At 63.9% G+C, this 14,520-nt stretch carries 11 protein-coding genes and 2 pseudogenes; 9 read left to right on the top strand and 4 right to left on the bottom strand.

Annotated elements, in window-relative coordinates; genetic code table 11:
* Window positions 1-132, top strand: a pseudogene (locus tag G8O24_RS38070) (IS481 family transposase); the annotation flags it as partial.
* Window positions 133-281: 149 nt separating this feature from the next.
* Here G8O24_RS38070 and G8O24_RS38065 read toward each other — a convergent pair.
* From G8O24_RS38065 to G8O24_RS38055, 3 genes are all read right to left on the bottom strand, one after another.
* On the bottom strand, window positions 282-1,898 hold the full coding sequence (locus tag G8O24_RS38065) for a phosphoenolpyruvate carboxykinase (RefSeq protein WP_188107641.1): 1,617 nt from the start codon (window positions 1,896-1,898) through the stop codon (window positions 282-284).
* A 281-nt stretch (window positions 1,899-2,179) separates the two neighbouring features.
* Window positions 2,180-4,774, bottom strand: a complete 2,595-nt coding sequence (locus tag G8O24_RS38060) for a CHAT domain-containing tetratricopeptide repeat protein (protein ID WP_188107640.1) — start codon at window positions 4,772-4,774, stop codon at window positions 2,180-2,182.
* 89 nt (window positions 4,775-4,863) lie between these two features.
* Window positions 4,864-5,610, bottom strand: a complete 747-nt coding sequence (locus tag G8O24_RS38055; RefSeq protein WP_188107639.1) for a HugZ family pyridoxamine 5'-phosphate oxidase — start codon at window positions 5,608-5,610, stop codon at window positions 4,864-4,866.
* Between the two features lie 241 nt (window positions 5,611-5,851).
* Here G8O24_RS38055 and G8O24_RS38050 point away from each other — a divergent pair, with 241 nt between their 5' ends.
* The 5 genes and pseudogenes from G8O24_RS38050 to G8O24_RS38030 all read left to right on the top strand — a co-directional run bounded on the left by G8O24_RS38050 (window position 5,852) and on the right by G8O24_RS38030 (window position 9,954).
* Window positions 5,852-6,553 carry a response regulator transcription factor gene (locus G8O24_RS38050; protein ID WP_027535781.1) on the top strand — a complete coding sequence of 234 codons (702 nt, stop codon included), beginning with the start codon at window positions 5,852-5,854 and terminating at the stop codon, window positions 6,551-6,553.
* A 196-nt stretch (window positions 6,554-6,749) separates the two neighbouring features.
* A complete protein-coding gene (locus G8O24_RS38045) occupies window positions 6,750-8,540 on the top strand; it encodes a sensor histidine kinase (RefSeq protein ID WP_188107638.1) in 1,791 nt (596 codons plus the stop codon).
* Window positions 8,541-8,581: 41 nt separating this feature from the next.
* Window positions 8,582-9,106: pseudogene (locus G8O24_RS38040) on the top strand (HPr kinase/phosphorylase).
* Between the two features lie 132 nt (window positions 9,107-9,238).
* Window positions 9,239-9,640 (top strand): PTS sugar transporter subunit IIA, encoded by a 402-nt coding sequence (locus G8O24_RS38035; protein ID WP_007597752.1) that lies wholly within the window; start codon window positions 9,239-9,241, stop codon window positions 9,638-9,640.
* Window positions 9,637-9,954: an HPr family phosphocarrier protein gene (locus G8O24_RS38030; RefSeq protein ID WP_188107637.1), complete on the top strand. Its 318-nt coding sequence runs from the start codon at window positions 9,637-9,639 to the stop codon at window positions 9,952-9,954. Before G8O24_RS38035 ends, G8O24_RS38030 begins: the two co-directional genes overlap by 4 nt.
* Before the next feature lie 9 nt (window positions 9,955-9,963).
* Here G8O24_RS38030 and G8O24_RS38025 read toward each other — a convergent pair whose 3' ends face one another.
* Complete coding sequence (locus G8O24_RS38025; protein ID WP_188107643.1) at window positions 9,964-11,589, bottom strand: glycosyltransferase family 39 protein; 1,626 nt, start codon at window positions 11,587-11,589, stop codon at window positions 9,964-9,966.
* A gap of 138 nt (window positions 11,590-11,727) precedes the next feature.
* On the opposite strand from G8O24_RS38025, the gene lepA reads away from it, so the two are divergent.
* From lepA to G8O24_RS38010, 3 genes are all read left to right on the top strand, one after another.
* Window positions 11,728-13,539 (top strand): translation elongation factor 4, encoded by a 1,812-nt coding sequence (gene lepA, locus G8O24_RS38020; RefSeq protein WP_080140671.1) that lies wholly within the window; start codon window positions 11,728-11,730, stop codon window positions 13,537-13,539.
* 498 nt (window positions 13,540-14,037) lie between these two features.
* Window positions 14,038-14,229, top strand: a complete 192-nt coding sequence (locus G8O24_RS38015; RefSeq protein ID WP_188107636.1) for a hypothetical protein — start codon at window positions 14,038-14,040, stop codon at window positions 14,227-14,229.
* 8 nt (window positions 14,230-14,237) lie between these two features.
* The gene (locus tag G8O24_RS38010; protein ID WP_188107635.1) at window positions 14,238-14,441 is read left to right on the top strand and encodes a hypothetical protein; all 204 of its coding nucleotides are present in this window, start codon (window positions 14,238-14,240) and stop codon (window positions 14,439-14,441) included.
* The last annotated feature ends 79 nt before the right edge of the window (window positions 14,442-14,520 follow it).

The following is a 14,520-nucleotide window of genomic DNA, read 5'->3' as shown; positions in this document are numbered from 1 at the left end:
TACAACTTCGCCAAGCGACTCAAGACCCTCAAAGGCCTCACACCCTACGAATTCATCTGCAGGGCCTGGACAAAAGAGCCAGAACGATTCACCCTCAATCCGCTCCAGCAAATGCCGGGACTAAACATTTAAGAGTCTTCGCCAAACCACTTCCTGTGGTTATGGGTCCCGGCCTTCGCCGGGACGACACCGAGAATGTCGCATGCGACTGTGCTCGCAAGCGCCAAAAGCAAAAAAAGGCGGCCTCGCGGCCGCCCTTTCATATTGAAGACAGAGTGCTCTTACTCCGCCGCGAGCTTCACGTCCGGAGCCGCCGCGCGCACTTCGGCATCCACCTGGGCCTCGAACTTGGCAAAATTCTTCTGGAACATGCCGACCAGGCTGCGTGCGGTCTTGTCGAACTCGTCCTTGTCCTTCCAGGTGTTGACCGGATTGAGGATTTCGCTCGGCACGCCCGGCAGCGCGGTCGGGACCGCGAAGCCGAAATATTTGTCGGTGCGGAATTCGACGTTGCGAAGCGAGCCGTCGAGCGCCGCGGTGAGCAGCGCGCGCGTCACCTTGATCGGCATCCGCGAGCCGACGCCGTACTTGCCGCCGGTCCATCCCGTGTTGACCAGCCAGCAGTCGACATTGTGCTGCGCAATCAGGTCGCGCAGCATGTTGCCGTAGACGCTCGGGTCGAGCGGCAGGAACGGCGAGCCGAAGCAGGTTGAGAATTCCGGCTGCGGCTCGTTGCCGAGACCGCGCTCGGTGCCGGCGACCTTCGCAGTGTAGCCCGAGAGGAAGTGATACATCGCCTGCGCCGGCGACAGCTTTGCGATCGGCGGCAGCACGCCGAAGGCATCGGCGGCGAGCATCACCACGTTCTTCGGCTGCGGCGCACGGCCGGTGCGCGAGGCGTTCGGGATGAAGTCGAGCGGATAGGCCGAGCGCGTGTTCTCGGTCTTGGAGCCGTCGTCGAAATCGACCACGCGGGTGTCTTCATCGAGCACGCAATTCTCGAGCACGGCACCGAAGCGGGTCGAGGCGGCATAGATCTGCGGCTCGGCTTCCTGCGACAGCTTGATGCACTTGGCGTAGCAGCCGCCTTCGAAGTTGAAGACGCCGTTCGGGCCCCAGCCGTGCTCGTCGTCGCCGATCAGCGTGCGGTTGGGATCGGCCGACAGCGTGGTCTTGCCGGTGCCTGACAGGCCGAAGAAGATCGCGGTGTCGCCCTTGGCGCCGACATTGGCCGAGCAATGCATCGGCATGACGCCGCGCTCGGGCAGATAGTAGTTGAGCGTGGTGAAGACCGACTTCTTCATCTCGCCGGCGTAATAGGAGCCGCCGATCAGCACGATCTTGCGGGCGAAGTCGATCGCGACGACGTTCTCCGACTTGCAACCATGACGCTTCGGATCGGCGCGGAAGCTCGGCATGTCGATGATGGTGAGTTCGGGCACAAAGGTCGACAGCTCGATCGCTTCGGGGCGGATCAGCAATGTGCGGATGAACAGGGAGTGCCAGGCGAGTTCGGTGAAGACGCGGGTCTTGATCCGGTAGGCCGGGTCGGCGCCGCCGTAGAGGTCCTGCGCGAACAGGCTCTTGCCTTCGGCGTGCTTGAGGAAGTCCTGATAGAGCGTCTCGAACTGCTCTGACGTGATCGACTGGTTGCCGGCCCACCACATCTTCTTGTCGGTGGTGGCATCACGCACCGTAAACTTGTCCTTCGGGCTGCGGCCCGTGAACTCGCCCGTGTCGGCACACAGTGCGCCGTCGGCTGACAGCACCGCCTCGCCTGCAGCGAGCGAGTATTGGTAGAGCTGCGGCGCACCGAGGTTCCAGTGAACCCGCTTGAGATTCTTTAAGCCGAATTTGTCGGCGCCGAAGGCACCGTTGCGCACGCCCGTCTCTTGCACGAAGAATCCTCCTAGAACCCGCAACGCACAGCGCGACCAAGCTCTGGCGCCATCGCGGTCACCGTGAATTATTGGCCGTCCGGCCTCGGTTGGACGACCTAATACTGATGAACGCTGGCGTTGCCAAGCTGATCCCGTAGGATTTGGTTTATTCAAGGACCGCGCCAAACGTCGCGCATGTCAGCCTTGTGCGGGCGCGTGCAAAAATTGCGAATGATCGCGCAACCAAACGGCCGTTTCAGCGTTGCTTCCTGTTTTGCGACGCACAAAGCCGCGCCGCCCTATCGTACCGCCCCTTCGCCAATGAGCGCGAACGGCCCCCACATCGCGGGGTAGGCATTGCGGGGCGACGATGTGTCATCAACATACGTTAACATCGCGCGCCGCAGCGCTTCGGCTCTGCCGATTCCTGGTTCGTTTTTGAGCAGATCGAAAGTCGAAGTGGTCAGGCGCGTGGCAGCCTCTGAGTCGACCGCCCAATGCGAGACCAGGAGCGCGCGTGCACCAGCATAGAAGAAGGCGCGCGCCAGCCCCGATAAGGCCTCCGCACCGGGCTTGTCGCCGGCGATCGTGTTGCAGGCCGACAGCACGACCCAATCTGCGTTGAGCTTGAGCTGCGCCACTTCGCTTGCCGTCAGCAAACCGTCGTCGAGCTCGGAAGGCTGGTCGGGAATCGACAGCGCCAGCGACGGCTCGCCCACACCCTTGATATCACCGGCGACGAGACCATGGGTTGCAAAGTAGATGATGCTGTATTGCGCAAGCGGCGCGCGCTTGAGCGTCGCCTCGCTGGCATCGCGGCCGAGATGAATGTCGCCATCGGCCGCACCGACATCTTTCGCCACGGCGTTCAACTCGTCCGCCGTGTCCGGAAGCTGCGGCAGCGCTTGCGCAAGCCGCGCGCGATCGACACCTGCGCCGCGCCAGAAGTCGGTATAGGCCGATGTCGCGATGCTACGCGCAGCAACCTTGCCGCCCGCGGCGCGGCGGTCGGAAGGCCCGCCCTCGGCCGGATTGAACACGGGATCGCCAAAGCCGGTCATCGGCTTGACGCCCTCGTCCTTGCGCGCAAAGGCGCGCAAGGATTTCAAGCTGACCACCGACGGCAGCACCGAGACGGCCTGACGCCGCAACAGCCAGGCGGCGCTGCGATAGCCTTCGAGCGTAGCAGGGATGGCAGCTTGCGGCGACTCGGTGACGAGCAGATGAAACGGCAGTGCCGTCAGCGCGCCCGATGGCACCGTGAGCAGGCTGCGCTTGTCGTTGGTCAGTGCCTCGACCGGACCGAGCAGCGTCACATAGAGCTCGTTGGCCAGCGCGAGGTCGAACAGCCCCGATTTGCCGGAGCCATCGCGGGCCTTGCCGACATCGAGACCTCGGCGGAACGCCGTGACCTTCTGCGCCAGTGCGTCCGCGCCGAGCGGAATCTCCTTCCACTCGGCACGCTCCCGCGTGATCGCGATGACATAGCTGCGCTTGTCGACGACGGAGTAGAGCACCATGGCTTCATCGGCCGACAGCAGCGGCTGCACCTCCCTGACCGTCAGCGGCAGCGGGTTGGAGAGCGAGGCGTAGTCCGGGAATTCGACGGCGAGCGTCTTCTGCAGGCCGGCGCGCTCGCTCGCAATCGCCGCGATGCGCGCTCGGCTGCGCTGTTCGGAGCCGGCATCGCGCTGCGCCGATGATTTCGACACGGCCGCGATGATCGACTTGTCGAGCGCCTCGGATTCGGCGGCAAGATCCTGATCCTTGCGCACCAGCTCGGCGAGCCGGTCGCTGCCGGCAGCCAGTCGCACCGCGAGTTTGTTCACGGCCGACGCGGCGGAGGATTGCGTGCCGCGCTGGATTGCGGCAAGCGCCTCGTCCAGCGCCTTGTCATCCGGCAACAGGGATTGCTGGCGTGCTGCAAACAGGATGGGCAGCACCACGCGCAGCTGCGCGCGGCCGCTTGCAAGCGTCTTTTCGGCAAGCGGCAGCGCGTCGGCGGTGCGCCCGGACACATGGAGGAAATAAGCGAGATTGCTGGTCGATGTCGCGACATCAGGATGATCGGGCCCAAGCGCCCGCTCGCGGATGGCGAGCGCGCGGCGATACAGCGGCTCGGCATCGACATAGCGCTGCTGGTGCTCGTAGAGGCCGGCGAGATTGTTCAGCGAACGGGCGACATCGGGATGCTCAGGCCCGAGCACCTTTTCGCGAATCGCCAGCGACCGCCTGATCGGCGCTTCGGCATCGGCGTCGCGGCCGAGATCGCGATCAAGCTGGCCGAGATTGTTCAGGAGCGTCGCAACCGCGGGGTGCTCGGGGCCGCCGACCTTCTGGAAGATCGCGAGCGCACGCTGGAACAGCGGCTCGGCCTCCGCGAAGTGTTCCTGTTTCACATAGAGTGTGGCAAGATTGTTGAGGGACTGGCCGACATCGGGATGCTCGCGCGACAGCGCCTTTTCGCGAATGGCCAGCGCGCGCCTGAACAGCGGTTCGGCATCCGTGAAGCGGCCCTGCCGCTGATAGAGCGCGGCGAGATTGTTCAGCACCGGCGCAATCTCGACACTGTCGAGGCCGGTCCCCTTCTCCATCAGTGCGATGGCGCGCTTGTAGACGGGCTCGGCCTGATCATCCCGTCCCTGATCGGCGTCGATCTGCGCGAGGTTGTTGAGCGCGGCGGCAAGATCGCGGTTGTTGCCGGTCTTCTCGAGCGAGGCCACCATGGCTTCCGCCAACGGCAGCGCTTCCGCATATTTCCCGGCCGTTCTCAGCGCGTTGATCCGCGCGCTCTGGGCCGAAAGATCGCCTTTCTGGGCAAGGCTGGGGGTGGTGAGCGATGCGGTGATCGCAAGCGCCAGGCCTGCGACCCATGCCGAACGACGACGCCTCATGAACCCTCGCTGCCAACCTCAGAACCGATGACGATCTTGGGTCGCAGCGGCGGGGTGCGGCGTTCAATGTGCCGCAGCCAGTCCAGCTGCTAGTCGATCTCCCGATCCGTCTTGGCGCGCGCTTCGGACGCCAGACGGACCAGCATCTTGCGCAGCGCCGTGCCATCGGTGACCCGCTCCGGGAAATCCAGCCGCAGCGCGGTCTGGCCGTCCTGCATGTCGAGGCCTTCGGGGTCGCAGCCGGTGCAGCGCCAGTCGCCCGCGGCCGCCCCCAGAAGCTTGGTTGCGTACAGACCCATGGCGTCGCGGTGGTCGGCATTCATATGCGCAACCGCCCCCGCCTCCGCCGCCATCAAGTCCTCGGCACCGGATAGATCGGTCAGGAACTGCTCCGGCCTGAGATCGACGATTCGGCCGAAGCCGGCCACCAGATGGGTTCCCGTGGGACGGATCCGGAAAAAAGAAAAATCCTTAAACGAGACAAAGGCCTCCGCCGACGGATGGGCATTAAGATACCGTCGTTCCAGCAGATCCTTCTCATCTTCGGCCAGTTCGGCCCGGCCCGAGAGCATGATCCGGGCGCCTTCCAGGGGGTCTCCCGCGGAGCGCTCGTCCAGCATCAGGGAGACCCGACTGTCTGCGAGAATATTCTTGGTATGAACCGCCAATCGCGAGATCAGCAGGATCGGCGAGCCGTCGGGGTGGCTCGCCAGATTGACCAGGGAACAATAGGGATCGCCGCACTCAGGCATGAGGGTTGCGAGCGCCCCCTGCCGCGACCGCCTCAGCAGCGATTTGGCGAGCTTTTGGGGGCTGAAATCGGGGGTCGGTTGCATGGCTTTCTCGGCTTAGGTGGTTGCAAGGCGGGCCTTTTTTCGGGTAAACCCGAGCCCGGTTATGGGTCGATCTGCGGCGAATCCGCCGTGTTTCGTGGAACTTGGTCACACTTCAGCCCAGCTTGCATTGCTCGGTGACAAGGTTCGAACGCCAAATTCGGCACCCATGTATGCGGCGCATCACTGGATTGCTCGCCGTTTAAGCCACGACCCAAACGGAAAGCAGAAAGCAGAGAGGCTCATGCCCACAATCGCTTTGGTCGACGACGACCGCAACATTCTCACATCCGTCTCGATCGCGCTGGAAGCCGAAGGCTACCGCATCATGACTTATACCGACGGCGCCTCCGCGCTGGACGGCTTTCGCACCACCCAGCCCGACCTCGCCATCCTCGACATCAAGATGCCGCGCATGGACGGCATGGAGACGCTGCGCCGGCTCAGGCAGAAGTCCGACCTGCCGGTGATCTTCCTGACGTCCAAGGACGAAGAGATCGACGAGCTGTTCGGCCTCAAGATGGGCGCGGACGATTTCATCCGCAAACCGTTCTCGCAGCGCCTTTTGGTCGAACGCGTCAAGGCCGTGCTGCGCCGCTCGGCGCCAAAGGATCCGACCGTCGCGCCGAAGGAGAATGATGCCAAGGCGCTCGACCGCGGCCTTTTGCGCATGGATCCGGAACGGCATACCTGCACCTGGAAGAACGAGCCGGTGACGCTGACCGTCACCGAATTCCTGATCCTGCAGGCGCTGGCGACCCGGCCCGGTGTGGTCAAAAGCCGCAACGCGCTGATGGACGCCGCCTATGACGACCAGGTCTATGTCGACGACCGCACCATCGACAGCCACATCAAGCGGCTGCGCAAGAAGTTCAAGGTGGTCGACAACGATTTCGAGATGATCGAGACGCTCTACGGCGTCGGCTACCGCTTCAAGGAAGCCTGAGGCGCTTGCGCCTTCACGAAGAGCAGAGCTCAAACCCGGTTCTGATTCCATCGGGACCGGGATAGCTCCGAAGCGCAGTCGCGCTTCAGTTGCTTGTTTGAGCATGATCTTTTGGAAAACCGCTGCACACTTTTCCGGATCATGCTCTAGAATGCGGGAACCGTCGCAACGAGCTGTCCTAACGTGGGCGTAAGCATTGCTTGACCGAACGCAGGGTGATCCAAGTTCGAACGCCGAGGAGACCGCATCCCACGGCGCCTCGGATCATGAGGACAAGCCTGTTTCGAAGGGCTGGGGCCCGCTGAACTGGCTCAAGCGCGCCGGCCAGTTCTTCTTCGCGCTGTCCTTCTCCAGCCTGACCCGCCGCATCGTCTCGCTCAACCTCGCGGGCCTCGTCGCTCTGGTCGCGAGCATCCTTTATCTGTCGCAGTTCCGCGCCGGCCTGATCGACGCGCGTGCGCAGAGCCTGCTGGTGCAGGCCGAGATCATCGCCGGTGCCATCGGCGCATCGGCGACGGTGCAGACCAATGCGATCACCGTCGACCCCGAGAAGCTGCTCGACCTGAAGCTCGGCGAGAGCTATGGCGGAATGGATGATTCGCTGGATTTTCCGATCAATCCCGAGCGCGTGGCGCCGGTGCTGAGCACGCTGATCTCGCCGACCAAGACCCGTGCGCGGATTTTCGATCCCAACGGCAGCGTGCTGCTCGACAGCCGCGATCTCGACAGCGTGCGGGGCTTTCCGCTGCCGCCGCTGTCGGAAAAGCCGGGCCTGGCTGAACGCATCATGGTCCCGGTGCGAACCTATCTGAACCGCGGCGACCTGCCGCTCTACCGCGAACTCGGCCGCGAGAACGGCAAGGGCTATGTCGAAGTGGCCGATGCGCTGCAGGGCCAGAAGCGCTCGATGGTGCGGGTCAATGCGCGCGGCGAGGTGATCGTCTCGGTGGCGGTCCCGGTGCAGCGTGCGCGCGCCATCCACGGCGCACTGATGCTGTCGACCCAGGGTGACGAAATCGACCAGATGGTCACCGCCGAGCGCCTCGCGATCCTCAAGGTCGGCGGCGTCGCCGCAGCCGTCATGATCATGCTGTCGCTGCTGCTTGCGAGCACGATCGCAGGGCCCGTACGCCGGCTCGCCGACAGCGCCGAGCGGGTCCGCCGCCGCATCAAGACCCGCGTCGAGATCCCCGACTTCACCCGCCGCCGCGACGAAATCGGCCATCTCTCCGGCGCGTTGCGCGACATGACCAGCGCGCTCTACAAGCGGATCGAGGCGATCGAAATGTTCGCCGCCGACGTCGCCCACGAACTGAAGAATCCACTGACCTCCTTGCGCTCTGCGGTCGAGACGATGCCGCTGGCGCGCAACGAGAACAGCCGCGCCCGCCTGCTCGAGGTGATCGAGCATGACGTCAAGCGGCTCGACCGGCTGATCTCGGACATTTCCGATGCAAGCCGCCTCGACGCTGAATTGCAGCGGCAGGATGCGATCCCGGTCGATCTCAGACGGCTCCTCGGCACGCTGGTCGCTGTCGCCAACGAAACCAAGCTCGGCCACGACGTCGCCGTCGAGGCGCGCTTCGAGGGCCGCAGTCCGACTGACACGTTCGCGGTCAGCGGCCATGATTCGCGGCTCGGGCAAGTGGTCTCCAACCTGCTCGCCAACGCGCAGTCGTTTTCTGAACCCGGCAGCAAGGTGCGGCTCACCTGCCGCCGCACCCGCGGCGAGATCGAGATCGTGGTCGACGACGACGGCCCGGGCATTCGCGATGACGCCCTGGAGCGCATCTTCGAGCGCTTCTACACCGACCGGCCGCATCAGGGCTTTGGCCAGAACTCCGGCCTCGGCCTGTCGATCTCCAAGCAGATCGTCGACGCTCATGGCGGACGCATCTGGGCCGAGAACCGCGCCGGCCCCGCCGACGAAGACGGCGCGCCGACAGTTGCAGGGGCGCGCTTCGTGGTGAGGCTGCCGGCACTATGAGCCAAGGCCGTTTGGATGAAGGCCGTTTGGATGAAGCCAGCTTGAAGGACGGCGGCCCCAGCGTTCACGCCTGCGCTGTCAAGGTCGGGGCCCTGGCCGTGCTGATCCGCGGACCTTCGGGCGCCGGCAAGTCGCGCCTTGCCTTCGATTTGATCATGGCGGGGCGCTCAGGGGTGGTCGACAGCGCCGTCCTGGTCGGCGACGACCGTGTCCATCTGGCGACAGTCGGCGATGAAATTGAGGTTCGTCCCGCGCCTGCGCTGGCCGGCCTGATCGAGATTCGAGGGCTTGGAATCCGTCGCTGCGACTTTGTGGAGCATGCGACGGTCGGCCTCGTGGTCGATCTGCACGCCGATGATGCTGAACGGCTGCCGCCGCCGGAATCGCTAAAAACCACCATTTTTGGTGTCAAAATACCGCGAATCCCAGTCGGCCGCGACTATTTGCCCCTCCCATTGGTTGTCGCGGCCTTGACCACTACCAAGAGTTAACCTTCCACTAACTCTTCCGGCGATTGTTTGAAGGGAAATGGTAACCATATGAACCGCACACTCGCGACCGAGTAGACCGGCGCAGCTCCCCTCATCCATCCGTCTAGATTCAGGGAGATACGCAACATCCCCTCTTGCGCGGGGGCTCTGGATGGTCAAAGTGGCGCGTTCGTGCGGTGCACCAAAAGCGCCCGCGGGAGTTTTCCGATGATTGGTCTAGTACTTGTGACCCACGGGCGCCTTGCCGACGAATTCAAGGCAGCGCTTGAACATGTCATGGGCCCACAAAAGCAAATCGAAGCGATCACGATCGGCGCCGAAGACGATTCCGATCTCTGCCGAAGCGACATCATCGAAGCGGTTAACCGCGTCGATTCGGGCGACGGCGTTGCGATCCTCACCGACATGTTCGGCGGCACGCCGTCGAACCTTGCGATATCCTGCATGAGCCGGCCCAAGGTCGAAGTGCTCGCCGGCATCAACCTGCCGATGCTGGTGAAGCTCGCCAAGGTGCGCGAGGAGCGTCCGCTGCCCGACGCAATCGCGATGGCACAGGAAGCCGGCCGCAAATACGTCACCATCGCCAGCCGGGTGCTCGCCGGCAAATGAATGACGACGCGCCACAAGCGGGGACTGGCGTGCCCGCGGGCGCGATCTCCAAGGAGCTGCTGATCATCAACAAGCGCGGCCTGCACGCCCGCGCCTCGGCGAAATTCGTCCAGGCGGTCGAGCGCTTCAACGCGCAGGTGTGGGTGACGCGCGGCGGCGAGACCGTCGGCGGCACCTCGATCATGGGATTGATGATGCTTGCGGCCGGACCCGGAACGACGATCACAGTCGCGGCCGCGGGCAGCGACGCGGAAGCCGCGCTGGCTGCGATCACCGAGCTCGTCGAGAGCAAGTTCAACGAGGAAGGGGTTTAGGCCCCTCAGTCACTTCGCCGGCGGGGCGATGTAGACGTTCCACGTCATCGATGGACCGGCCTTGCCGTGGGTGAAGCGGCGCGTCGTCATCACCATGCGCTCGGCGTTCGGCGCGATCTCCGACACCCATTTCTCGAACGCCGGCAAACGGCCGTCGGTCGGATCGAACACGCCGATGAAGCCGTACTTTTTGACGTCATCGAGTGACGTGAGCCCGGAACTCCACGCCTCGTTCGGGATGAACGCGACCGGATGATCGGGGCTGTAGAACACCATCGGCTGGATCGATTCCATGGTGCCGGCGACGACCGCCCAGCGCGAGGCGAAGCGTGAATGCCAGGCCTGCGTCAGCTCGCGCGCAAGGTCCGAGCGCGCGCCATAGGTCGCCGTGTTGTCCGCATTCGCCGCCATCTCGCGCGCCGCGATCCAGGGCGAGGCAATCAGGGTCGCGACGCTGAGCACCAGCCAGATCGCGGTGATGTTGAACAGGGCTGCGCTCTGCACCCGCAGCGCCGGGATCGCGACCAGCGCGAGCGGCACCAGGAAGAACAGCGAGATGCCCCAATCGGTCTTCATGTAGATGCTGAAGGCGAGCGCGCCGAGCGGCGGGCCGACTGCCGCGATGATCTGGATGATCCAGATGTTCAGCGCCTGGGAAATATTAACGCCGGCGTTGTCACCGCGCGCCCAGGCGCGCGTGACGATGCGCCAGGGCGCACGCACCAGCAGCTTCGCCCAGGGCGGCACCAGCGCCATCGCCAGCGCGGCGAGCGCGACCGGCAGCGCCAGCAGCCCGAGATTGTGCAGGGCATAGCCGGCCACGAGTTGATGCACGAGGCCGGCATCCTCGAGGCTGTAGGTGTCGCCGGCATAGGTCAGCGGCACGAAGTTCACGTCCGCGAGCCAAATGATGTGCGGGATCATCGCCACGACCATCGTCGCGATCGCGACCCAGGGCGCCGGCGAGGAGAGAAATCTCATCCGCTCCGGATGGATCAGCGCGGCAAGACCGATGGCGCCGATCATGGTCAGCACCCAGTATTTGGTCATCAATGCCAGGGCGCCGGCGAGCCCGAGCCAGACACCTGATAGCCAGCTCCGCTTCTCGAACGCGTTGAGATAAGCGAGCACGACGAGCGGCAGGGTGACGAGCTGCAGCAGATCGGGGTTGTATTTGAAACCCTTGAAATTGAAGATCGGATAGAGCGCGACCATCACCACGACCAGGAACGCGCGCCTGGAATCGACGACGCGCATTGCGACCAGCCAGCAGATCACCATGCCGACGCTGACCGTCGCCATCGCCAGCGCATAGGTCGCCCAGTCCGTCGCCGGGAACAGCCTGAACCAGAGCCCCGCGACCCAGCCCGACAACGGCGGGTGCTTGCCGTAGCCCCACAGGAATTTCTGGCCCCAGCCCCAGGCTTCTGCGACGTCCATGTGAACGTCCTGCGCCGCCTTCAGATTGATCAGGATGAAGGTCCAGATCACCGCGTGCAGGATGGCGAACTGGATCACCAGCCAGAGCCGGGCCGAAGGGTCGGTCGCGTAGGCGACCAGCCAGGCCCGGAAGCGGTCGAAGCTGACCCGGGATTTGACACGCGCACGGGTGGAGGGGATCGAGGTCGTTGACATGGGCTTGGAGACGGGCCTGGACATGACCGCCTGCGTAGCGCGTTTCGGCATCGGGTGGAATCAGCTTGGCGTGAAGAAAGGCCCTGAAAATACAGCAATATGGTTGCCGCACGGGGATGTGAGTGGTATCCCGCGCCCATGACGACCGTCCCCATTTCCAACATCCGCAATTTCTCCATCGTCGCCCATATCGACCATGGCAAATCGACGCTGGCCGACCGCCTGATCCAGATGACCGGCGGCCTCTCCGACCGCGAAATGGCGGGCAAGGAGCAGGTGCTCGATTCCATGGACATCGAGCGCGAGCGCGGCATCACCATCAAGGCGCAGACGGTGCGTCTGCAATACCGCGCCAAGGACGGCAAGGATTACATCTTCAACCTGATGGACACGCCCGGCCATGTCGACTTCGCCTACGAGGTCTCGCGGTCGCTGGCGGCATGCGAAGGTTCCCTGCTCGTGGTCGACGCCAGCCAGGGCGTCGAAGCGCAGACGCTTGCCAACGTCTACCAGGCGCTCGACAACAATCACGAGATCGTGCCGGTCCTGAACAAGGTCGACCTGCCCGCGGCCGAGCCCGAGAAGGTCAAGCAGCAGATCGAGGACGTCATCGGCATCGATGCCTCCGACGCGGTGATGATCTCGGCCAAGACCGGCCTCGGCATCCCCGACGTGCTCGAAGCCATCGTCACCCGTCTGCCGCCGCCGAAGGGCGATCGCGATGCGACGCTGAAGGCGCTGCTGGTGGACAGCTGGTACGACGTCTATCTCGGCGTCGTCGTGCTGGTGCGCATCGTCGACGGCACCATGAAGAAGGGCCAGCGCGTGCGCATGATGGGCACCGGCGCGGCCTACGACGTCGAGCGCGTCGGCTTCTTCACACCGAAAATGCAGCAGGTCGAGGAGCTCGGCCCCGGCGAGATCGGCTTCATCACCGCCGCGATCAAGGAAGTCGCCGACACCCGCGTCGGCGACACCATCACCGACGACAGAAAGCCGGTGGCCGAAATGCTGCCGGGCTTCAAGCCGGCGATCCCCGTCGTGTTCTGCGGCCTGTTCCCGGTCGACGCCGACGATTTCGAGACGCTGCGCGCCGCGATGGGCAAGCTGCGTCTCAACGACGCCAGCTTCTCCTTCGAGATGGAAACCTCGGCCGCGCTCGGCTTCGGCTTCCGCTGCGGCTTCCTCGGCCTGCTCCATCTCGAGATCATCCAGGAGCGGCTGTCGCGCGAATTCGACCTCAATCTGATCGCGACCGCGCCGAGCGTCATCTACAAGATGAAGCTCACCGACGGCCAGGAGATCGAGATCCACAATCCCGTCGACATGCCCGACGTGGTCAAGATCGCCGAGATCGACGAGCCCTGGATCGAGGCGACGATTCTCACGCCGGACGAATATCTCGGCAGCGTGCTCAAGCTGTGCCAGGACCGCCGCGGCGCGCAGAAGGAGCTCACCTATGTCGGCTCCCGCGCCATGGTCAAATATGACCTGCCGCTCAACGAGGTCGTGTTCGACTTCTACGATCGGCTGAAGTCGGTCTCCAAGGGCTACGCCTCGTTCGACTACCATCTCACCGACTACAAGCCGGCCGACCTCGTCAAGATGCAGATCCTGGTCAACGCCGAGCCGGTCGATGCGCTCTCGATGCTGGTCCACCGCACCCGCGCCGAGGGGCGCGGCCGCGCCATGGTCGAGAAGATGAAGGAGCTGATCCCGCCGCACATGTTCCAAATCCCGATCCAGGCGGCGATCGGCGGCAAGGTCATCGCCCGCGAGACCGTGCGCGCGCTGCGCAAGGACGTCACCGCCAAATGCTACGGCGGCGACATCACGCGCAAGCGCAAGCTTCTGGAGAAGCAGAAGGAAGGCAAGAAGAAGATGCGGCAGTTCGGCAAGGTCGACATCCCGCAGGAAGCCTTCATCGCCGCGCTGAAGGTCGATAGCTGAGGCCGGCCGGGATCCTGCCCGGGGAGTCTCGGCGCCGGACGAACGCAGATCTCGAAAACAACCCCATGCACAGTAGCCGACCCGCTGGCGGCCTTGCGCTTTTTCGATTTTTACGAATTCGGCTTGCTCCGTCGGGCAAAACAGGGGTATGGTGGCATCATGGCAGTGGTGCAGCCGGCAAGCGACGATATCCGATCAGACCATCCCCGTCACCGTTGCACTCATCGCCCAAATCCCCGCGGAGGCGTTGCCGACTTCAGGGCCTACGAGGATGCCGTGCTTCCGCTCTTGCCCGAGTTCAACGGGCGTCCGGAGCGACGGCTTCGAAATAGTGATGACACCGTAGAAGTACACATCGTCAACTTTGCATCGGAAGCCGACATCCAGCGATATCGGAATGACCCGCGGCGAACGGCTCAAGCCTGGTTGCTGGAGAGATCGTCTGCCAGGCTGGAAGTGCTTCCGATGGCAGACGTCTGACGGACCCCGGGCGGCGTGATGGACTATGGCGACGGAGACTTTGCCGAGGCGAACCGCCTTCCCGGCATCTACACGGGTCGCATCTTGAAAGGCAAAGACGCGCCGACCTGCCTGCAGCAAGCAGCCAAGGTTCAGTTGATTGTCAATTTGAAGACAGCGAAGGCGCTCGGCATCGCCGTGCCGCCCTCCTGGCTCGGACGCGCCGACTAGGTGATCGAATGAATTTCTCTCTTGCTGTGCTGCGCCAACCCAGGTTGCGCCCTTGGCGACGTTTGGATGGACGAGGGAAAGACCATCAGATCGAGCGCAACCCGTTCTCGCCGCACAGCAGCCGACGCCTTGGCGGCGCTGAGATTTTCGATTTTTACGAATTTCGCTTGCGCCGTTGGGCAAAGATGGATATTATTGCAAGATCGCAATAGTCGCCGTCGAGCTTTCGTCGACACTCGTCTAAATTGACGGTCTACCTCATAGCTCGCTAAGTTGGCCCCCAAGGGAGGG

It is taken from the genome of Bradyrhizobium campsiandrae, assembly GCF_014529705.1.
Lineage (GTDB): Bacteria > Pseudomonadota > Alphaproteobacteria > Rhizobiales > Xanthobacteraceae > Bradyrhizobium > Bradyrhizobium campsiandrae.
Note: the sequence above shows the minus strand (reverse complement) of the source record. Positions and strands in the feature narration are given on the sequence as shown.

Coding starts and splice junctions, on each gene's coding strand:
- G8O24_RS38060 (WP_188107640.1), bottom strand. CDS start 4,774: ATGAGGCGTCGTCGTTCGGCATGGGTCGCAGGCCTGGCGCTTGCGATC.
- G8O24_RS38055 (WP_188107639.1), bottom strand. CDS start 5,610: ATGCAACCGACCCCCGATTTCAGCCCCCAAAAGCTCGCCAAATCGCTG.
- G8O24_RS38050 (WP_027535781.1), top strand. CDS start 5,852: ATGCCCACAATCGCTTTGGTCGACGACGACCGCAACATTCTCACATCC.
- G8O24_RS38035 (WP_007597752.1), top strand. CDS start 9,239: ATGATTGGTCTAGTACTTGTGACCCACGGGCGCCTTGCCGACGAATTC.
- G8O24_RS38030 (WP_188107637.1), top strand. CDS start 9,637: ATGAATGACGACGCGCCACAAGCGGGGACTGGCGTGCCCGCGGGCGCG.
- G8O24_RS38025 (WP_188107643.1), bottom strand. CDS start 11,589: ATGTCAACGACCTCGATCCCCTCCACCCGTGCGCGTGTCAAATCCCGG.
- lepA (WP_080140671.1), top strand. CDS start 11,728: ATGACGACCGTCCCCATTTCCAACATCCGCAATTTCTCCATCGTCGCC.
- G8O24_RS38015 (WP_188107636.1), top strand. CDS start 14,038: ATGGACTATGGCGACGGAGACTTTGCCGAGGCGAACCGCCTTCCCGGC.
- G8O24_RS38010 (WP_188107635.1), top strand. CDS start 14,238: ATGAATTTCTCTCTTGCTGTGCTGCGCCAACCCAGGTTGCGCCCTTGG.